Origin of the sequence: Paenarthrobacter nitroguajacolicus (assembly GCF_029952445.1) — a bacterium.
Lineage (GTDB): Bacteria > Actinomycetota > Actinomycetes > Actinomycetales > Micrococcaceae > Arthrobacter > Arthrobacter nitroguajacolicus_B.
Genome location: NZ_JAQPPK010000015.1, coordinates 24,974 through 43,425 on the forward strand (window position 1 = coordinate 24,974; position 18,452 = coordinate 43,425).

Below are 18,452 nucleotides of genomic sequence, written 5' to 3' on the forward strand. Positions count from 1 at the left end.
AAACTCAGCCCCGCGTTCGGGGGCGCAGCTTGACGCCGGGAAGCGGGGGTGCGGGAATGCGTCCCGCTTCGGGACCTGCGTCGGGGCCGTGGCCCTGGACATAACCGAAGCGCGATGCCGCGGCAGCGTCGTCGTCGAGCAGTCCTTCGGCTTCCCATTCTTCGCGGGCCTGTTCCACTTCCTCGTGGGTGCGGCCAACGAAGTTCCACCACATGAGGAGGTCCTCGCCGAAAGGCTCTCCGCCCAGGAGCATGAAGCGGGTGTCGGGCTGGGCCTCCACGGCCAGGCCGGTCCGACCGGCGCCAAGGTAGGCAAGCGGTCCTGCCTCGATGTCCTGGCCATCAATGACCAGATGCCCGTCAAGGACAAGGACCGCGTGTTCAAAGTCGGGCCGCAGCGGCAGCTCCAGGCGGCCCGAACCTACAATGTCGGCTCCAACGATCGGGCTGAACATGGTGGCGGGGGATCGTTGCCCGGCAAACTCGCCCACCATCACCGTGGCGGTGAAGCCTTGACCCGCAGCCACGGGGAGGTCCCGGACCTGCTCGAACGACGCCGCACGGTGGCGATGTTCGTCCGGGAGGGCCACCCAGAGCTGGAGTCCCCGCGAAACCGGCAACTCCTCCACCAAAGGTCCCGAGCCGTCTGCGGCAGGAAGGACCGAGAATTCCGAGTGGGAAATGCCGTTGCCTGCGGTCATGATGTTCAGTTCGCCCGGCCGGACCACTACATCGCTTCCCACGCTGTCACGGTGCCGGACGGCACCTTCCAGCGGCCACGTGACTGTCTGGAGACCACAATGCGGGTGGGGGAGGACGCTCATGGCCACCCGGTCCGGGCCGAAGCTGTCCAGGAAGCACCAGGCCCCGACAGTCGGGAGTCCCCGCTGCGGCAATGTCCTCATGACGTTCATGGCGCGAACGCCACCAAGCGGAACTTCGCGCTCGGGCCATAGCTGGACGCAGGGACCTTGACCTTCCGGGGCCGCGGGGCAGACTTCCTGGGCTGGGGAAGTGTCAAGATTGGTCATGTCATCACCTGTGCATAAATGTTGGAAATTGAGCTAATCTGTTCCATGTGAACAACGCCCTTTTGAGCTACCACGACGCAGTCCTTTACCGTTCGGGTGAACCGTATCGCATCCTCGCCGGAGCCATCCACTACTTCCGGGTCCACCCCGATCTGTGGCGGGACCGGTTGAGCCGGCTCAAGGCCATGGGCGCCAACACCGTTGACACTTACGTCGCCTGGAACTTCCATCAGCCTAAGCGCGATGAAGCCCCCGACTTCACTGGCTGGCGCGATCTGGGGCACTTCATCGACCTCGCGGCAGAGGAAGGGCTGGACGTCATCGTCCGCCCGGGTCCGTACATCTGCGCCGAATGGGACAACGGCGGCTTCCCTTCGTGGCTGACCGGCATTCCGGGCATCGGCCTGCGTTGCATGGACCCGGTTTTCACCGACGCCATCGAGGACTGGTTCGATCACCTCCTTCCGGTCATTGCGTCCCGCCAATCCGCCGCAGGTGGCCCGGTGGTGGCCGTGCAGATCGAGAACGAATACGGCAGCTACGGCGATGACCACGAATACATCCGCTGGAACCGTCGCGTCCTGGAGGATCGCGGCATCACCGAACTGCTGTTCACAGCCGACGGCGGCACCGACTACTTTCTCGACGGCGGCTCAGTGGAAGGTACCTGGGCTACCGCAACGCTGGGAAGCCGGGGCGACGAAGCCGTGGCCATTTGGAAACGACGCCGGCCGGATGAGCCGTTCTTCAACGTCGAGTTCTGGGGCGGATGGTTCGACCATTGGGGCGAACACCACCACCGCCGCGATGCCCCCGATGCCGCACTTGAAGTCCGCAAAATGCTTGACCTGGGCGGCTCGGTCTGTGTGTATATGGCCCACGGTGGGACCAACTTCGGCCTCGGATCCGGCAGTAACCACGATGGCTCCCGATTGCAGCCGACAGTCACTAGCTATGACTCCGACGCTCCCATCGCCGAGAACGGCGCACTGACCCCCAAATTCCATGCCTTCCGGGCGGAGTTCTTCCGGGCACAGGGCATCGAGGACACTCCCGAGCTCCCGGTTGAATTGCTCGCGGATCCTCCCGCCGTTCCGGCACAGTCGCTGCCGCTGAGCCAAGGGCCGGATCTGTTGGAGGTGGCACGCAACGCCGGCGATCCCGTCAGCAGTGTCAAACCCCTCAGCTTCGAACAATTGGGCCTCGACGCCGGTATGGTCCTGTACTCAGCCGACGCCACCCTTCCCGGCCGGGCCGACGCCCCCAGCGAGAGCCGGTTGAAGATCACAGGTTTGAATGACCGCGCGTGTATATGGGTGGATGGCGAATTTGCCGGGGTGCTCGATGACGTTACGGGAGCCGAAGGATTGCCGGTCACAGGCACGGGAGTTTCGGCCAGGCTCGACATTTTGGTGGAGAACCTCGGCCGCATCAACTACGGACCCCTGACAGGTCAGGGCAAGGGGATCCTGGGCGGAGTCCTCATCAACCAGCGCTACACCTTCCACTGGACGCAGATTCCGCTGGCCCTCTCCGGGTGGGGGAGCCAGGAACTCGAAAACCTGGCCGGAGCAGACTTCGAGCTGGGGGAGGCCGCCGATGCCTACATTGCCCTGCCCGATTCCGGCAAGGGCTTCGTCTGGCTCAACGGCTTCCTTTTGGGAAGGTACTGGGAGAAAGGGCCGCAGGTGACGCTCTACGCGCCGGCGCCTTTGCTGAAACCTGGTCTCAACCGCATCAAGGTTCTTGAACTCGGCAAGCCCGGAACCGTCGTCGAGCTTCGCGAACAACCGGACCTTGGCCCTGAAGAACCCGGGCCCATCGCCGCTGCCGAACTGCCCTAGCGACGAGCTGCCCTTGGGACGAGGCAAAGCCAATTATGCTGGCACGATGAGCCCGCAGTTCGACACCCGTCCCGCAGCCTACGCCGTCATCGTCAAGGAGGAGCGGATCCTGCTGGCCTACTGGAAGCAGGATGACAAGGAGGGGTGGACCCTTCCCGGCGGAGGCTTGGATTTCGCTGAACACCCCGTGGACGGATGCCGCCGCGAAGTCTTGGAGGAAACCGGCTACGAAGCCAGGATTGACCGCATGTTGGGGATCGACGTCGGACACTGGCCGGGGGAGGCGCAGGAGGACGGCTCTGTTCGGGGCTTCGAGGCCCTTCGTATTGTCTACGAGGCCACCGTGGTGGGCGGAGAACTGACATACGAGGTGGATGGGAGCACTACCCATGCCGCGTGGATTCCCTTGCATGACGTCGGGAAGCTGAACAGGGTTTCACTGGTCGACACGGCACTGCGCCTCCACAGTGAGCGCCCGGCAGACGGAAAGCCTTGAACGGCAAGCCTTGAACGGCAAGCCTTGAACAAAAAGCCCAGCACGGAGGGCTAGCCAAGCTGCCCTGGGTTTGGCTAGGCTGGGCAACGTTGCCGGCCAATACTGCCGGCCCAGATGCCCAAGGAGGTGGATTTTGATGATTGCCATAACTTCGCGCGCCCCGCACGCGGCGGCGCACCGTCATCACACCACTCATCCTGTCCCGGCATCCGCCCGCCAGTAGCAGGCAGCCGGGCCTCAGCAGAGGCATATCATTGAATACTTTCGCTTCTTCAAGCAACCCATCAGCCAGCATCACCATGCGATTCCGCGGACCCGCGGAATACGGCTTTACCGAAAAAACAGCAGAACTCTTCAGCGCCCACACTCCGCCCGGCCAGCAGCACACGACCAGCCCGGGCAGGGTGGTCCGGCTGGACCGCAACCGGGTGCTCGTGGCATCCGCCGACGGCCTTCTCCACTTGCCCTATCCCGCCCAAGGACTGGTACCGGCCACAGGGGACTGGGTCTGGATCGGCCACAACAGCGCAGGCGAGCCGGCCGTCGTCGACGTCCTGCCCCGCTACTCAGCGCTGAGCCGGAAGCGGGCCTTCGAGGCATCATCCGAGGAACAGATCCTTGGCAGCAACATCGATATCGTGGCGGTGGTGGTCCCAGTTGACCGCCCACTGACCCACAACCGCTTGGAACGGACCCTGGTGGCCGCCTGGGATTCCGGAGCCACGCCCTTGGTGGTTATAACTAAAGCCGACCTGGCCTACCTTGCCGATGACGTTGTGGGGGAAGTAATCAAGCAGGCCGCCGGCGTGGAGGTGGTCACTACGTCGGCCGAGCACGGAGATGGGCTTGATGAACTCATGCAGCACATCCCCGACGGCGCTACGTTGGTGCTGCTGGGACCTTCAGGCGCGGGCAAATCAACGCTCATCAATGCGCTCGCGGGACGCCACGTCCAGCAGACCGGTGCCGTCCGTGCGGGCGATGGCAAAGGCAAGCACACCACAACCGCAAGGGAATTGGTGCCCATGGCAGGTGGGGCCGTGCTGATGGACACTCCGGGGGTCCGCGGGTTCGGGCTCTTTGATGCGGAGGATGGGATGGAGGAGATGTTCGGGGATCTGGACGAGCTCTTCGCCCAGTGCCGTTTTGCGGACTGCGCCCACCAAGCGGAGCCGGGCTGCGCCGTGCAGCAGGCCCTCGCGGAGGAGACTCTGGATCCGCGCCGATGGGCAAGTTACCTCAAGCTGCAACGCGAGTTGGCTGCCCTGAACCGGAAGCACGACGCCGCAGCCCGCCGCGCCTACCAGCGTGAATGGCACCAGAAGGTGATGTCGGCAGACAGGGGCCAACGCGCCGTCGAACGCCATAAGCATGACCAAGCCCAGGAACGGGGAGGCAAGCGACGGAAACGCTGAAACATTGCCGATTGATTACGGAACTCGTGGCGCCGCTGACATCGTCGGTGGTGCTGGCTACGCTGGGTGAAGATTGCTTTGCAGCCAAGTAATAAGAGTGCATATGATCATCAGGCTCTACCGATGTTCTCGACCACAGATAGGTAAGCCCGGGTATGGCCGAAGCCATGATTGAGTTCCAGAGCGTAACCAAGAAATACCAGGGCGGGCAACCGGCTGTGGACACGCTTAGCATGTCCATCGACAAAGGTGCCATTACCGTGTTCGTGGGGCCCTCCGGCTGCGGCAAGACCACATCCCTGCGCATGATCAACCGAATGGTCGAGCCCACCAGTGGAACCATCACAGTGGCCGGTGAGGACGTATCGCAGGTTCCGGCGGCCAAGCTCCGCCGCTCCATGGGCTACGTTATGCAGTCCTCCGGCCTGTTGCCGCACCGCTCCGTGCTGGACAACATTGCCACCGTTCCGCGGCTTAACGGGGTACCCAAGGCTGCGGCGCGGAAACGCGCGGCGGAACTGCTCGACGTCGTCGGGCTGGCTTCGGTTCTCGGGAAGCGGTACCCGAGCCAACTCTCCGGTGGTCAGCAGCAGCGCGTCGGGGTTGCCAGGGCGCTCGCTGCTGATCCGCCTGTCCTGCTCATGGACGAACCGTTCAGCGCGGTGGATCCCGTGGTCCGCGACGAACTTCAGCAGGAACTGCTGCGCCTGCAGCGCGAACTCGCAAAGACCATCGTGTTCGTCACGCACGACATCGACGAAGCCACGGTGCTCGGCGACAAAGTGGCCGTTTTTGCCGTCGGCGGCAAGCTGGCCCAGTACGCCGCGCCCGAGGAAATCCTCAGGGCTCCCGCGAACGACTTTGTTGCCTCCTTCGTGGGCCGCGACCGAGGATTCCGGCACCTGGCCTTCAACCCGGCAGACGCTGTGACTTTGCACCCTGTGACCATGGTCAGCCTCGCGGATGGCCGGAACGCCGGACGCAGCTCAGGGGAATGGGCTTTGGTGGTGGACGAGGACTCCCGTCCCTTGGGATGGTCCTCGCCCCGGGACGGTGCCGGGCTGATCCCCGGAGGTTCGCTCTTCCGCAAGGGGGACACACTGCGCCGCGCCCTGGATGCCGCGTTGTCGTCGCCGTCGGGCCTTGGCGTGGCAGTGGACGACGACGGCCGGGTGGCCGGAGTCCTGAAGGCGCCGGAAGTCCTGGCTTTGATTGAGGAAGTCCGGCACCACAGGGAGGACGCCACCTGATGGAGTGGTTCCTTGCCAACAGCGGAATGGTCCTGGGGTTGGCCGGCCAGCACCTGGTGCTGGCGATCATTCCCATGGTTCTCGGATTGCTGATCTCTGTTCCCCTGGCGCAGCTTGCCCGGCGCAACAGCACGCTCCGCTCGGTAGTGGCTACGGCCACGTCACTGCTTTACACCATTCCGTCGCTGGCCCTGTTCATCATTCTCCCCACCATTCTGGGTACGCGGATCCTCGATCCACTGAACGTAGTGGTGGCCCTGACCATTTACGCCGTCGCCTTGCTGGTCCGCGCAGCCATGGATGCTTTCGACTCGGTGGACGATGATCTCCGGAATGCTGCAGTCGCCATGGGTTTCAAACCCATGGCCCGGTTCTTCCAGGTGGACCTGCCGTTGTCCTTGCCGGTGATGTTCGCCGGATTGCGCGTGGTGTCGGTCAGCAATATCTCCCTGGTCAGTGTCGCCGCGTTGCTGGGCGTGGGAAACCTCGGTGTTCTCTTCACGGACGGGTTGCAGCGGACGTTCGTCACGGAAGTAATTGTGGGGATCATAGCGATTCTGGTCCTGGCTTTGGCGATGGATGCCGTCCTTGTGGTGTTGGAACGTCTCCTGACGCCCTGGACCCGGGCAGCAGGCGGCAAGTCTTCCGGCGCCGACGCCACCACCTTGTTGACTGAGCCCAAGGCCGGGCCGGCAATGCCGCAGGCGGCCCTCCGGCCGGATACGGGGGCCTCCGGATGAACATTTTTTCGGACACCATCGCGTGGCTCGCCGACCCAAAGCACTGGACCGGAACCGGCGGGATTCCTACCCGTTTGCTCGAGCACTTGCAGTACAGCGGCCTGGTCCTGCTCATCGCCGCAGTCATAGCCGTGCCGGTGGGCCTTTTTATTGGACACACGGGACGGGGCCGGGTGGTGGCTGTCGCCGTGGCCGGGGCCCTGCGTGCTTTACCCACCCTTGGCTTGCTGGTGCTCTTCGCCTTGCTCGCCGGCAGTGGACTGATGCCGCCGGTCTGGGCACTGGTGATCCTTACCGTGCCGCCGCTTCTGGCGGGCACTTATGCCGGCATTTCCAGTGTTGATTCCACCGTGGTTGACGCTGCCAGGGCTGTGGGCATGACAGAACTCCAGATTCTCTTCCGGGTGGAACTGCCCAACGGCCTGCAGGTCATGTTCGGTGGCATCCGCACAGCCGTGTTGCAGGTCATCGCAACTGTTTCCGTAGTCGCCTACCTGCCGCTGGGCGGGTTGGGCCGCTACCTGTTCGATGGCCTTGTCCTGCAGGATTTCCCCAGGATGCTGGGTGGCTCCTTGCTTATCGCCGGCCTCGCCATCGCCGTGGACCTGGTCCTCGCGGCGGTGCAAAGGCTGGTCCTCTCTCCGGGCCTTACCCTCGACTCAAAAGGCGGCCATAAGGCAGCCGAAGATCTCACAGCCGCGGCTCCAGCCGGGGCTGCCGTTCAAGGAGGTACACCATGAAGAACCCCGTCCCCATGACCCTTACACGCCGTGGTCTCGGCGGCCTTGCCGCCGGCGTGGGTGTGGCCCTCGCCTTGAGCGCATGCGGTGGCAGCCCCTTGGCCAGCCCGTCGTCAGCGGCGCCCAGTGGCTCCTCCGGTGGAGGCTCCCTGGTGGTAGGCTCCGCCGACTTCCCCGAAAGCCAGGTCATCGCCGAGATCTATGTTGGTGCCCTCAACGCGGCAGGACTCACAGCCACCTCCAAGCCGAACATCGGTTCGCGCGAGATCTACTTCAAGGCTGTGCAGGACGGCTCCATCGACCTCGTCCCGGACTACTCCGGCAACCTGCTTTCCTATGTGGACACCGAGGCCACGGAAGTTTCGGCCGACGACGTCTACAAGGCCCTCCCCGGCAAGCTTCCCGAAGGCCTGAGTGTCCTGGACGCTTCCAAGGCCGAGGACAAGGACGCCATGGTGGTCACCAAGGCCACGGCCGAGAAGTACCAGTTGAAGTCCATCGAAGACCTGGCCAAGGTGTGCAAGGACTTCACCATGGCTGCCCCGGCCACGTTCGAGACCCGCTCGTACGGCTTCCCGGGCCTGAAGAAGAACTACAACTGCGAGCTCAAGGGACTGCAGCCGTTCAGTGACGGCGGCGGCAACCTGACCCTGCAGGCATTGCTGGAGGACAAGGTGCAGGTGGCCGACATCTACACCACCACGCCCTCCATCGTCGACAACGACCTCGTGGTCCTCGAAGATCCCAAGAACAACTTCAAGGCCCAGCAGGTCCTGCCGCTCTACAGCAAGGCCAAGATGACGGACAAGGCCAAGGAAGCGCTCAACAACGTTTCCAAGATCCTCACCACCGATGACCTGATCAACCTGAACAGGGCTGTCAGCGGCGACCAGAAGCAAGCACCCAAGGATGCTGCAGCTGCCTGGCTGAAGGACAAGGGCATCGTTAAGTAACTTCCTGACAAAACCGCGTACGACGGCGGTGACGGACCCGCGCGGGTCCGTCACCGCCGTCGTCGTTTATGTGAGTTAAGTCTCAACTGAACTACATCACCCGTATGGCATATTTGAGGAATGGCGAATTTCAAGCAGTCCACCAAGCTTCATAATGTCCTCTACGACATCCGTGGACCGATTCTTCAGGCCGCCCAGCAGATGGAGGCGGAGGGTCACCGGATCCTCAAACTGAACATCGGAAACCCGGCCCCGTTCGGCTTTGAAGCGCCTGACGCCATCTTGGTGGACATGATCCGCCACCTTCCGAATGCCCAGGGCTACAGCGACTCCCGCGGCATCTTCTCCGCCCGGACCGCAGTATCGCAGTACTACCAGACCCGCGGCATCCAGAACATCCACGTGGACGACATCTACCTCGGCAATGGCGTCAGTGAACTCATCACCATGTCCCTCATGGCCTTGTTGGAGGACGGCGACGAGGTCCTGATTCCCACTCCTGACTACCCGCTGTGGACTGCCTCGGTCTCACTGGCCGGGGGCCGTCCGGTGCACTACCTCTGCGACGAGGACTCCGGCTGGCAGCCGGATCTTGATGACCTCGAATCGAAGATCACGCCCCGCACCAAGGGCATCGTGGTGATCAACCCCAACAACCCCACCGGGGCGGTTTACCCGGAAGAGACTCTCAAGCGGATGGTCGCCCTGGCCGAAAAGCACGGCCTGGTGCTGTTCGCAGATGAGATCTACGAAAAGATTCTTTACGAAGACGCCGTCCACACCAACCTCGCCGGTCTGACCGGTGACGACGTCCTCTGTTTGACGTTCAGCGGCCTGTCCAAGGCCTACCGGGTCTGCGGTTACCGTGCCGGTTGGATGGCTATCTCCGGGCCGAAGAAGGACGCTGCCGACTACCTCGAAGGCATCAACCTGCTGGCCAATATGCGCTTGTGCGCCAACGTTCCTGCCCAGCACGCCATCCAGACCGCGCTCGGTGGCTACCAGAGCATCAACGACCTCATCCTCCCCGGCGGCAGGCTCCTGGAGCAGCGCAACAAGGCCTACGATCTCCTCAACGCCATCCCCGGAGTCAGCACCCAGCAGGCCAGGGGTGCCCTGTATCTGTTCCCCAAGCTCGATCCCGAGGTTTACCACATCAGGGATGACGAGAAATTTGTCCTGGACCTGCTGAAGCAGCAGAAGATCCTGGTTTCCCACGGACGGGCGTTCAACTGGGTTCGTCCGGACCACTTCCGGATGGTGACCTTGCCCAACGTCAAGGACATCGAAGAAGCGATTGGCCGCATGGCGGACTTCCTGTCGAGGTACCCGGGCAACTAGCCTGAGGTTCATAGCCGCGCCATGAGGGCGCGACCGGGCAGAAGGGGTGCGCCACATGGCTGCTGCAGTTGAGTTCGCCAAGAGTCCGGCCGAAGTTCTGAGGGTTGGGCCCGGCTTTTCGCTGGCAGGCGTCGATCCTCAATCCACTCCCGGGTACACGGGCAACAAAGCGGACGGCAAGGCGTTGCTGGCCGCCCAGGACGAGCGATTGGCCGAACTGCAGGAGAAGCTCTTTGCCGAGGGAAAGTTCGGTAGCTCCAAGCGGCTTTTGCTGATCCTGCAGGCCATGGATACCGCAGGCAAAGGCGGGATTGTGAGCCACGTGGTGGGCGCAATGGACCCACAGGGCGTTCACCTGGCGGCCTTCAAGGCGCCCACGGACGAGGAAAAGTCGCACGACTTCCTGTGGCGGATCGAGAAAGAAGCGCCCGCGTCTGGAATGGTGGGGGTTTTTGACCGGTCCCATTACGAGGACGTCCTGATCCACCGTGTCCACGCCTGGGCAGACGGTAAGGAGTTGGAGCGGCGGTATGCGGCCATCAACGACTTTGAGGCGCGCCTTGCGGAGCAGGGCACCACAATCGTCAAGGTCATGCTGAACATCAGCAAGGACGAACAGAAAGAGCGCCTGACTGCCCGGTTGGACGATCCCGCCAAGCATTGGAAGTACAGCCGCGGGGATCTTGCGGAACGTGCCTATTGGGACGACTACATGGCGGCCTACAGCATCGCTTTCGAGAAGACTTCCACGGATGTCGCTCCGTGGCATGTGGTGCCGGCGAACAAGAAATGGTACGCACGGATCGCTGTCCAAGAGCTTCTTCTCGAAGCATTGGAAGGTATGAAGCTGGATTGGCCCAAAGCGGATTTCGACGTCGCTGCCGAACGTGCGCTCGTGGCGGAATCCTAGGTATTACTTCTGGAGATTGGCGCCCGGAGCTGCGCCATCGCTCCCGGCGTCCCGGGCCGTTGCCAGTCGCTTGCGTGCGCCTTCCAGCCAGTCTTCGCAGCGTTTGGCAAGGGCCTCGCCCCGCTCCCAGAGGGCGAGGGATTCCTCCAGGCTTGCACCGCCTGCTTCAAGCCGGCTGACGACGGCCACCAGTTGTTCGCGCGCTTCTTCGTAGCTCAGGGAGTCAAGGGACCCGGGCCCGGCGGCTTCTGAATTGTTGTCGGTCATTATGTCCTTTTCTTGGATGGTGGAGGGCTCAGGTTCGGAGTTTGGGTCCGGAGTTCAGGGGTTTCAGCGGTCAGGGTTCAGGACTCGAGGGTTCAGGATTCAGGGCTCGACGAGTTCGCCATGTCCCGAGGAGGCGGCCCTGAACCGCCCGTGGGCGACGCGAATGGCGAGTTCAGTGCCGTCCGGCGCCTCATCGGGACTGCTGACTACGTGGTGGCCTGCCTGGTCCTCCCCGACGAGCTGGACTACGGCGTAGCCTCGGTCCAGGGTCTTCTGCGGTGACAACGCGCGAACTTGGGCCCGTAAGTGCTGCACCTGATCCAGTGCCCTGACAACGGCAGTGCTGACGGCCGAATGGGTCCTGCGCTGGAGGCGATGGATGTCCTCTGCCCGGGCATCCACCATGGTGGCTGGTGATGCCAGCACGGGCCGGGATTGCAGGGAATGCAACCTGTCCGTCTCCCGGTCCACCATGCGGCTGATCCCGCGGCGAAGGTGGTCCCTGGCTTGGCGCACCATGGCCAACTCTTCTGCGACATCCGGAACAATGCGCTTGGCTGCATCAGTGGGCGTGGATGCCCGGAGATCCGCCACGTCATCCAGAATGGGACGGTCCGCTTCATGGCCGATTGCGCTGACCACCGGGGTGGTGGCAGCCGACACCGCACGGATGAGGTCCTCATTGCTGAACGGGAGAAGGTCCTCCAGTGCGCCGCCGCCCCTGGCGAGGACAATAACGTCAACGTGCGGATCAGCGTCGAGCTTCTTCAACGCAGCGATGATCTGGGAGACCGCCGTGTTGCCTTGGACCGCCACCTCACGGACATCGAACTCAACTGCGGGCCACCTCAAGGCGGCGTTGCGCATCACATCTTTCTTGGCGTCGGAGTCCCTGCCGGTGATCAGGCCGATCCGGTGGGGGAGCAGGGGCAGCTTCCTCTTCCGGGAGTCGGCAAACAGGCCTTCGGCGGCCAATGCCTGGCGCAGCCTTTCGATCCGCACCAGCAGGTCACCGAGTCCTACCGGCCGGATGTCCTTGACTGACATGTTCAGGCGTCCCGTTTTGACCCAGAAGTCCGCCTTGACCAGCGCCACCACCCGGGATCCGCGCTCCAAAGGAATCTTTTGTCGGTCCAATACGGTGGACCATACGGAGGCTGGCAGGGAAATCTCGGCATCGACATCCCGAAGCGTCAGGAAGGCGTTGCCGCCCCTGCGGTTCATCTCAATGACCTGGCCCTCGATCCACGCCGCCGGCGCGCGCTCGATGTGGGCCTTGAGCTTGCGGGACAGCAGCTGCAGTGGCCACGGATTCTCCGGGCTGGTCTCGGCAGCGGTTCCGGGAAGGGTTGATTCCGGCGTCGCTTCAGCGGACATGGCTGTTCCGTGCCTGTCCCGGTGACTGCGGTTGTAGCTGCATTCTTGAAGTCCTCGCTCAGGGGTGCGTCCTTGGATGCCGGCCGCCTTCCAACTCTATCCATAGCTTTATCCCCGGCCCCGACATTTTTCCTATCATGTGGACAGTCCTAGGATGGTGGCACAGCCCCCAACCCCCGAGGATGACCTTGCGTACTTTTGTCTCAGTAGTGGGAGTGGTCCTCGCCGTGCTCCTCACGGCCGTTGCCGTTCCCACTGCGTGGGTGGACCAGAACATCGTCAAGGAAGAAGGGTTTGTCCGCATTGCAGGATCTTTGGGAAACGACGCCGGGTTCCAGGAGAGGCTCGCCGCAGCGGCCGTAGGCACCTTTGAGTCCTCCGTGGACCTGCCGGATCCCATTCAGTCCTTGGCCTCTGACGCCCTCAAGAAAGCTGCCTCCGGAATGCAGTCCTGGAGCGACTACCCGCAGGCTTGGGAAGATACGGTCAGGAAGAGCCACAAACTCAACTTCGGAACGGTCAATCAACCGGAAGAGGCCTCCGCCAGTACAGCCTTGGTCCTCGACATAGGCCCCATGGTGAAGCTGGTCCGCGATCACTTTGCCGAGGCCACGACCATCCGCATTGATGTTCCGGACCAGAGCCTGGTGTCGCTGGGACAGCCTTCCCACCGCCAACTCGTGGAGCGCGTCGCTGCCTTCGCACCTTTGTGGTGGGTGGCTGCCCTTGGCGCTGTGGTTTCAGCCCTTCTGGCCCTCGTTGCATCGCGTCGGCGATCCCTGGTGTGGGTGTTCCTTGGGATCGGCGGTTTGGCACTCGCGGCCGTGTGGTCTGCCGGGGCTGATCTTGCAGGGGGAGTGGTGGGGAACCTTGACAGCGCCAACGGAGTGGCGGAGTTGTTCAAAGATGAGTTCCTCACTGCAGCCCGGGCAGGTTTTGGACAATGGGTTGCGGTGTCGGCGTTCGTGTCCGGCGCGGTTCTTGTGGCGGGTGTCATAGCTGCGGTGGTCTCAGGGCGACAACGGTCACGTTCTGCCCGCAGCTAAAGGCCGGGCCGGTAGCATGGAGGCATGACCAGCACAGCAGTTTCCATTCCTATGCCCACGGTGCCGCGCAGACGGCGATCTCCGGAAGAGGTACAGGCAGCGGCCCCGGTCACGGGTCCCAAGAAGGTCCTGTTGGCAGCCCCGCGCGGTTACTGTGCTGGCGTTGACAGGGCTGTCATCGCCGTGGAGAAGGCCCTGGAACATTATGGTCCTCCGGTTTACGTCCGGAAACAGATCGTCCACAACGTCCACGTGGTCAGTTCCCTGGAAGAACAGGGCGCCATTTTCGTGGAAGAAACCGACGAAGTTCCCGAGGGCGCTCTGGTGATTTTCTCGGCGCACGGCGTTTCGCCGGCTGTGGTCCAGTCCGCTGAGGACCGTGGTCTTCGCACCATCGATGCCACCTGCCCGCTGGTGACCAAAGTCCACAAAGAAGCTGTGCGCTTCGCCAAAGACGACTACGACATCCTGCTGATCGGCCACGAAGGCCATGAGGAAGTCGAAGGAACGGCCGGTGAAGCTCCCGAGCACATCCAGATCATCAACGGCCCCCACGAGGTAGACAAGGTCACTGTCCGTGACCCTGAGAAGACCATCTGGCTTTCCCAGACAACGCTGAGCGTGGACGAGACCATGGAAACGGTCCGCCTTCTGAAGGACCGGTTCCCCACACTGCAGGATCCGCCCAGCGACGACATTTGCTACGCCACCACCAACCGCCAAGTGGCCATCAAGAAGATTGCGCCCCAAGCTGATTTGGTGATTGTTGTTGGTTCAGCCAACTCCTCCAACTCGGTCCGCCTGGTTGAAGTTGCCCTCGAGTATGGAGCCAAGAGTTCGTACCGTGTGGACTTCGCCAACGAAGTGGACGAGGCCTGGTTCGAAGGCGTCGCGACTGTGGGCGTAACCTCCGGCGCGTCGGTTCCTGAAGTTCTGGTGCAGGATGTCCTGCGACTGCTCGCCGACTACGGTTATGGGGAGGTCCAGGAAGTCGTCACTGCCGAGGAAGACCTTCTCTTCTCACTGCCCAAGGAACTGCGGGCAACCCTGAAGAAGGCCGGCGACGTGACGCGCGCGTTGGGTGGCCGCGGGAACCGTTCAGCTTCCTAGCCCAGGAGCGCTAAAACCAAAGAGAGACCCGCAGCGGGTGGCCATCATGGCGGCCCGCTGTGGGTCTCTTTCGTTCACGCGACTTTCGTTCAGGCAGCAGACTCGCGGTCTTCCCTGTCCTCCAGGAGTTCAGGGGCTGCCAGTGCCCGGGGGACAACTTCCACCGATGGCGGGGCCGTGAGGCCGGCATCGTCCATGGTGTTGAGCTTGCGGGCCGTGGGGAGCACGCGCGCTTCCAGGGTGCCGACCATGGCGTTGTAGCGATCCACGGAGGTCTTGAGGGAGCTTCCGAGTTTGCTGACATTCTCACCCAGTGTGCCCATGCGCTCATAGAGCTGCTTGGCGAGCTCGAAGAGCTCGTGCGCGCTGTCGGTGAGGACATCCTGCCGCCAAGTGAAAGCAACCGATTTGAGGACCGCCAGCAGCGTGCCGGGTGAGGCCAGAACGACGTTTCGGGACAGAGCGTGCTCCAGCAAAGCAGGGTCGGCTTCAAGGGCCGAGGCAAGGATCGACTCGGCCGGGAGGAAGCAGATCACCAGCTCGGGAGAGTTGCCCGGAATATCCCAGTACTTCTTGGCGGCCAATGTATCGATGTGGGCCTTGAGTGCCTTGGCGTGTTGTGCCAGAAGCGTTTTGGAGTCGTGATTGCTGGCAGGCGTGACGGATTCGCCGAAGGAGCCATCCCCGTGCAGCTGTTCCTGGGCTGCGAGGTAGGAGGCCAAGGGGACCTTGGCGTCCACCACCAGTTGTTTCCCGCCGGGCAGTTGAACCACAAGGTCAGGCCGCAGCGTGTTCTCGGTCTTGCCGGAATGTACCTGCTCGTGGAAGTCGACGTGCCGCAGCATACCGGAGGCCTCCACCACCCGGCGGAGTTGGACCTCGCCCCACTGGCCACGTGCGCTGTTGGAACGGAGGGCGGAGGCGAGGGCGTGCGTAGACCTCAGTAGTTGTTCATCGGAGAGGCGGGCATCCTGCAGCTGTTGGGCAAGCTGCCCGTATTGCTCCACCCGGTCGCGTTCCAGCAGTGAGACCTGCTGCTGCACGGCCGTGAGCTTTTCGGCTACAGGAGCCAATGCGCGAAGAACGCTGCCATCGGAGTTCCTGGCCGCACTCAACTCGCGGTTCTGCGCGAACAAAAGCCGCCGCTCGGCGTCGGCCGCTGCGAACTGGGCCGTCACCTCGGAAAGCCGTGACGAAACGGCGTCGAAGTCCTCTTCCAACCCGGCGCCGCGGCGTCGGAAAACAATGTAGCCAGCGGCGAGGCCGACCGCAGCGCCAATCAGCAGCATCAGCAGGGCCAAAACCAATCCAAATCCATCCATGAGGCAACCCTGTCACAGGGGTACGACAGTTTTAGCGAGGCGCCCGGTAAGTGGCCTTCCGGCGGGCCCGGACAAGCGGGGACGCGCATCCTACGGGTAGAATCAATGCTCGTGGCTCTTACTATTGGCATCGTCGGACTGCCCAACGTCGGCAAATCAACCCTTTTCAACGCACTGACCCGCAACCAGGTGCTCGCTGCGAACTATCCGTTCGCTACGATCGAGCCCAACGTTGGCGTCGTGAACCTTCCGGACCCGCGTCTGGCCAAGCTGGCCGAGATCTTCGGTTCGCAGAAATTGCTGCCCGCTCCGGTGTCTTTCGTGGACATCGCGGGTATCGTCAAGGGCGCGTCCGAGGGCGAAGGCCTGGGCAACAAATTCCTGGCCAACATCCGCGAGGCTGAAGCGATCGCCCAGGTTGTCCGCGTCTTTGACGACCCCGATGTCATCCACGTTGACGGCAAGGTCGACCCGCGCTCCGACATGGAGACCATCAACACCGAGCTGATCCTCGCTGACCTTCAGACCATCGAAAACGCCATCCCGCGCATCGAAAAAGAAGTCAAGATCAAGAAGCGCGACGCAGCAGAACTGGCCGCCATCAAGGCAGCCCAGGTTGTACTGGAACGTGGCGACACCATCTTCTCCTCCATCAAGAGCGACAAGCTCGAAATGGGCCACCTCAAGGAACTCGGACTCCTCACGGCCAAGCCGTTCATCTACGTCTTCAACGCCGATGAAGGCATCCTGGGCGATACCGCCAAGCAGGACGAACTGCGTGCCATGGTTGCTCCGGCCGACGCCGTTTTCCTCGATGCGAAGCTCGAATCCGACCTCGTGGAACTGGACGAGGAAGAGGCCCGCGAGATGTTGGAAATGAACGGCCAGTCCGAATCCGGCCTTGACCAGCTGGCACGCGTCGGCTTCCACACCCTTGGCCTGCAGACGTACCTCACGGCCGGCCCCAAGGAAACCCGGGCCTGGACCATCCGCCAGGGTGACACCGCTCCCCAGGCGGCCGGTGTGATCCACTCAGACTTCCAGCGCGGCTTCATTAAGGCCGAGGTCGTCTCCTTCGACGACCTCATCGATGCCGGCTCCATGGCCGAGGCAAAGTCCCGTGGCAAGGTTCGCATCGAAGGCAAAGAGTATGTAATGGCCGACGGCGACGTGGTGGAGTTCCGCTTCAACGTCTAGGTGGAACCGCAGCCAGTCAGCCCTGGCGCCTTAGCAGGCCGCAGGTCATGGAGTCTTACAAACTTCATGGCCTGCGGCCTTTGCTGTCGCAGCTGGACCGCCGGTGTTGGGGTGGCGTCCTGTCTTTCAGGATTCGTTGGATTCGTCGGAGACGGAGACGGATTTCTTCTCAGCTTCCGGATCGTCGTGAACCTTCTTGGGGATCTTGCCCTCAACGTCGGCAGGTACGGGAGGATCCTTCTCTTCATCTGTAGACATGCGCCAAGCATAGTGGCGCCGATGCGCCGTAGCCCGCCTCGGTGAGAGTTATTCACATACGGCTTTTGGCCTGTCCCTTTCGACCATGCTGTTGAGCACACTTGGCCTATGGGAATCAGATACTACGCGTACGCCTTTGACCACGATGTCACCGACCTTGTGCTTGCCGATCCGAGACGTTTTCTATCGTCGGATCCATTAGCCGACGCTTGGGGCCTTGAATGTGCAGACGGGGTTACTATCGCCACGTTCAAACAGTCCGTGCCTGAGTGCGACATGCTCTATCTGGATAAGGCGTGGCGGCAGCTACAGGCGTGCACCGCGCCTCTTGCACCTGGAATGGAGGCGAGACCGGCATTTCGCATGTTTGAAGGCCAAGTAACTATGCATTACGACGGATGGGACTCATGGTTGCGCGTTCTCACGCCAGGGGAAATGGCGGCGGTGTCGCAGGACCTGAATCGCATCTCCGAGAACGATCTGAGGCAGCGGCTACCCGCTGCACCGCGCGCCGACCAGGAATCTGAGGTGAGCTATGCAGTTCATTATCTGCAGCGGGCGAAGAGCTTTGTCTCGAACCTTGTGACGAGCCGGCGCGGAATGGTGTATCTGATCGGATGAGCGAGAACTTGGCTTCCGTCATGCCAGTTGGACATATCACGCGATATTATTTTGGAGTGACCAACGTCGTGCGGGAACTTCGGGAAGCCGCCGGACTCAGCCAGGCAGAGCTGGCATCCCGGTCCGGCGTGGCTCAGCCCAACATTGCAGCCTACGAAGCTGGTCGGCGTAGGGCATCCGCGCAGATGGTTGAGCGTCTGCGAGCCGCCGCCCGCCCCCTCCCGCATGAAGCCCTCGACGCCCACCGCCGGGAATTGGCTAACCTGGCCGGTCGCTTCGGACTCAGCAATCCGCGTGTCTTCGGCTCAGTCATTCGGGGCACCGACCGCCCAGGTAGCGACCTCGACCTCCTGGTCACACGATCGCCCGGGGTCGGATTGTTGACTGTTGCGGCGTTTGCCGCGGAAGCAAGTGAGTTGCTTGGGGTGGAAGTTGACGTCGTCACCGATGGCGGATTGCATGAAGATCACGAAATCCTGACTACCGCCGTCACACTATGAATCAAGGGGACACAGCCGCACTCGGGGAGATCGTT

Annotated in this window: 19 protein-coding genes; 14 read left to right on the forward strand and 5 right to left on the reverse strand. The window is 62.6% G+C overall.

Translation table 11 applies throughout. The features are described from left to right. Positions 1-4 precede the first annotated feature (4 nt). Entirely contained in the window at positions 5-1,030 is a 1,026-nt protein-coding gene (locus PJL15_RS12530) for a pirin family protein (protein ID WP_281451471.1), read from the reverse strand. Positions 1,031-1,077: 47 nt separating this feature from the next. On the opposite strand from PJL15_RS12530, the gene PJL15_RS12535 reads away from it, so the two are divergent. The 9 genes from PJL15_RS12535 (at position 1,078) to PJL15_RS12575 (ending at position 10,719) form a co-directional block, all read left to right on the forward strand. After that, positions 1,078-2,874, forward strand: coding sequence for a glycoside hydrolase family 35 protein (locus tag PJL15_RS12535; protein WP_281451472.1), 1,797 nt, complete (start codon positions 1,078-1,080; stop codon positions 2,872-2,874). Between the two features lie 46 nt (positions 2,875-2,920). After that, on the forward strand, positions 2,921-3,370 hold the full coding sequence (locus tag PJL15_RS12540; RefSeq protein WP_281451473.1) for an NUDIX hydrolase: 450 nt from the start codon (positions 2,921-2,923) through the stop codon (positions 3,368-3,370). A gap of 254 nt (positions 3,371-3,624) precedes the next feature. Then, positions 3,625-4,785 carry a ribosome small subunit-dependent GTPase A gene (gene rsgA, locus PJL15_RS12545; RefSeq protein ID WP_281451474.1) on the forward strand — a complete coding sequence of 387 codons (1,161 nt, stop codon included), beginning with the start codon at positions 3,625-3,627 and terminating at the stop codon, positions 4,783-4,785. Positions 4,786-4,940: 155 nt separating this feature from the next. Next, entirely contained in the window at positions 4,941-6,035 is a 1,095-nt protein-coding gene (locus tag PJL15_RS12550; protein WP_281451475.1) for an ABC transporter ATP-binding protein, read from the forward strand. Next, positions 6,035-6,775, forward strand: a complete 741-nt coding sequence (locus tag PJL15_RS12555; RefSeq protein ID WP_281451476.1) for an ABC transporter permease — start codon at positions 6,035-6,037, stop codon at positions 6,773-6,775. The genes PJL15_RS12550 and PJL15_RS12555 overlap by 1 nt, the downstream gene beginning before the upstream one ends. Continuing rightward, entirely contained in the window at positions 6,772-7,515 is a 744-nt protein-coding gene (locus PJL15_RS12560) for an ABC transporter permease (protein WP_281451477.1), read from the forward strand. The genes PJL15_RS12555 and PJL15_RS12560 overlap by 4 nt, the downstream gene beginning before the upstream one ends. Next, positions 7,512-8,468 carry an ABC transporter substrate-binding protein gene (locus PJL15_RS12565; RefSeq protein WP_281451478.1) on the forward strand — a complete coding sequence of 319 codons (957 nt, stop codon included), beginning with the start codon at positions 7,512-7,514 and terminating at the stop codon, positions 8,466-8,468. Before PJL15_RS12560 ends, PJL15_RS12565 begins: the two co-directional genes overlap by 4 nt. A 120-nt stretch (positions 8,469-8,588) precedes the next feature. Further along, positions 8,589-9,809 carry a pyridoxal phosphate-dependent aminotransferase gene (locus PJL15_RS12570; RefSeq protein WP_281451479.1) on the forward strand — a complete coding sequence of 407 codons (1,221 nt, stop codon included), beginning with the start codon at positions 8,589-8,591 and terminating at the stop codon, positions 9,807-9,809. A 55-nt stretch (positions 9,810-9,864) separates the two neighbouring features. Further along, positions 9,865-10,719 (forward strand): polyphosphate kinase 2 family protein, encoded by an 855-nt coding sequence (locus PJL15_RS12575; protein WP_281451480.1) that lies wholly within the window; start codon positions 9,865-9,867, stop codon positions 10,717-10,719. 3 nt (positions 10,720-10,722) lie between these two features. Here the strand turns inward: PJL15_RS12575 and PJL15_RS12580 are convergent, their stop codons facing one another. Beyond that, positions 10,723-10,986, reverse strand: a complete 264-nt coding sequence (locus tag PJL15_RS12580; protein ID WP_281451481.1) for an exodeoxyribonuclease VII small subunit — start codon at positions 10,984-10,986, stop codon at positions 10,723-10,725. A gap of 99 nt (positions 10,987-11,085) precedes the next feature. Beyond that, positions 11,086-12,363 (reverse strand): exodeoxyribonuclease VII large subunit, encoded by a 1,278-nt coding sequence (gene xseA / locus PJL15_RS12585; protein ID WP_281451482.1) that lies wholly within the window; start codon positions 12,361-12,363, stop codon positions 11,086-11,088. Positions 12,364-12,545: 182 nt separating this feature from the next. On the opposite strand from xseA, the gene PJL15_RS12590 reads away from it, so the two are divergent. After that, positions 12,546-13,409 carry a hypothetical protein gene (locus tag PJL15_RS12590; protein WP_281451483.1) on the forward strand — a complete coding sequence of 288 codons (864 nt, stop codon included), beginning with the start codon at positions 12,546-12,548 and terminating at the stop codon, positions 13,407-13,409. Positions 13,410-13,433: 24 nt separating this feature from the next. After that, positions 13,434-14,519 (forward strand): 4-hydroxy-3-methylbut-2-enyl diphosphate reductase, encoded by a 1,086-nt coding sequence (locus PJL15_RS12595; protein ID WP_281451484.1) that lies wholly within the window; start codon positions 13,434-13,436, stop codon positions 14,517-14,519. An 89-nt stretch (positions 14,520-14,608) separates the two neighbouring features. Here PJL15_RS12595 and PJL15_RS12600 read toward each other — a convergent pair whose 3' ends face one another. Next, positions 14,609-15,841, reverse strand: coding sequence for a DNA recombination protein RmuC (locus tag PJL15_RS12600; protein ID WP_281451485.1), 1,233 nt, complete (start codon positions 15,839-15,841; stop codon positions 14,609-14,611). Positions 15,842-15,952: 111 nt separating this feature from the next. Between PJL15_RS12600 and ychF the strand changes: the two genes are divergently transcribed. Beyond that, positions 15,953-17,038 (forward strand): redox-regulated ATPase YchF, encoded by a 1,086-nt coding sequence (gene ychF, locus PJL15_RS12605; RefSeq protein WP_281451486.1) that lies wholly within the window; start codon positions 15,953-15,955, stop codon positions 17,036-17,038. Between the two features lie 126 nt (positions 17,039-17,164). Here ychF and PJL15_RS12610 read toward each other — a convergent pair whose 3' ends face one another. Next, complete coding sequence (locus PJL15_RS12610) at positions 17,165-17,296, reverse strand: hypothetical protein (protein WP_281451487.1); 132 nt, start codon at positions 17,294-17,296, stop codon at positions 17,165-17,167. A 108-nt stretch (positions 17,297-17,404) separates the two neighbouring features. On the opposite strand from PJL15_RS12610, the gene PJL15_RS12615 reads away from it, so the two are divergent. Next, a complete protein-coding gene (locus PJL15_RS12615) occupies positions 17,405-17,917 on the forward strand; it encodes a DUF1877 family protein (protein ID WP_281451488.1) in 513 nt (170 codons plus the stop codon). A 56-nt stretch (positions 17,918-17,973) separates the two neighbouring features. Continuing rightward, positions 17,974-18,417, forward strand: a complete 444-nt coding sequence (locus tag PJL15_RS12620; protein ID WP_281451489.1) for a helix-turn-helix domain-containing protein — start codon at positions 17,974-17,976, stop codon at positions 18,415-18,417. Positions 18,418-18,452: the final 35 nt, after the last annotated feature.

Excerpts from the sequence above, each read along its gene's own strand:
- PJL15_RS12570 (WP_281451479.1), top strand. The coding sequence starts at position 8,589 with ATGGCGAATTTCAAGCAGTCCACCAAGCTTCATAATGTCCTCTACGAC.
- PJL15_RS12600 (WP_281451485.1), bottom strand. The coding sequence starts at position 15,841 with ATGGATGGATTTGGATTGGTTTTGGCCCTGCTGATGCTGCTGATTGGC.
- PJL15_RS12615 (WP_281451488.1), top strand. The coding sequence starts at position 17,405 with ATGGGAATCAGATACTACGCGTACGCCTTTGACCACGATGTCACCGAC.
- PJL15_RS12595 (WP_281451484.1), top strand. The coding sequence starts at position 13,434 with ATGACCAGCACAGCAGTTTCCATTCCTATGCCCACGGTGCCGCGCAGA.
- PJL15_RS12550 (WP_281451475.1), top strand. The coding sequence starts at position 4,941 with ATGGCCGAAGCCATGATTGAGTTCCAGAGCGTAACCAAGAAATACCAG.
- PJL15_RS12560 (WP_281451477.1), top strand. The coding sequence starts at position 6,772 with ATGAACATTTTTTCGGACACCATCGCGTGGCTCGCCGACCCAAAGCAC.
- PJL15_RS12590 (WP_281451483.1), top strand. The coding sequence starts at position 12,546 with ATGACCTTGCGTACTTTTGTCTCAGTAGTGGGAGTGGTCCTCGCCGTG.
- PJL15_RS12540 (WP_281451473.1), top strand. The coding sequence starts at position 2,921 with ATGAGCCCGCAGTTCGACACCCGTCCCGCAGCCTACGCCGTCATCGTC.
- PJL15_RS12555 (WP_281451476.1), top strand. The coding sequence starts at position 6,035 with ATGGAGTGGTTCCTTGCCAACAGCGGAATGGTCCTGGGGTTGGCCGGC.
- PJL15_RS12565 (WP_281451478.1), top strand. The coding sequence starts at position 7,512 with ATGAAGAACCCCGTCCCCATGACCCTTACACGCCGTGGTCTCGGCGGC.
- PJL15_RS12610 (WP_281451487.1), bottom strand. The coding sequence starts at position 17,296 with ATGTCTACAGATGAAGAGAAGGATCCTCCCGTACCTGCCGACGTTGAG.
- PJL15_RS12580 (WP_281451481.1), bottom strand. The coding sequence starts at position 10,986 with ATGACCGACAACAATTCAGAAGCCGCCGGGCCCGGGTCCCTTGACTCC.
- xseA (WP_281451482.1), bottom strand. The coding sequence starts at position 12,363 with ATGTCCGCTGAAGCGACGCCGGAATCAACCCTTCCCGGAACCGCTGCC.
- PJL15_RS12575 (WP_281451480.1), top strand. The coding sequence starts at position 9,865 with ATGGCTGCTGCAGTTGAGTTCGCCAAGAGTCCGGCCGAAGTTCTGAGG.
- PJL15_RS12530 (WP_281451471.1), bottom strand. The coding sequence starts at position 1,030 with ATGACCAATCTTGACACTTCCCCAGCCCAGGAAGTCTGCCCCGCGGCC.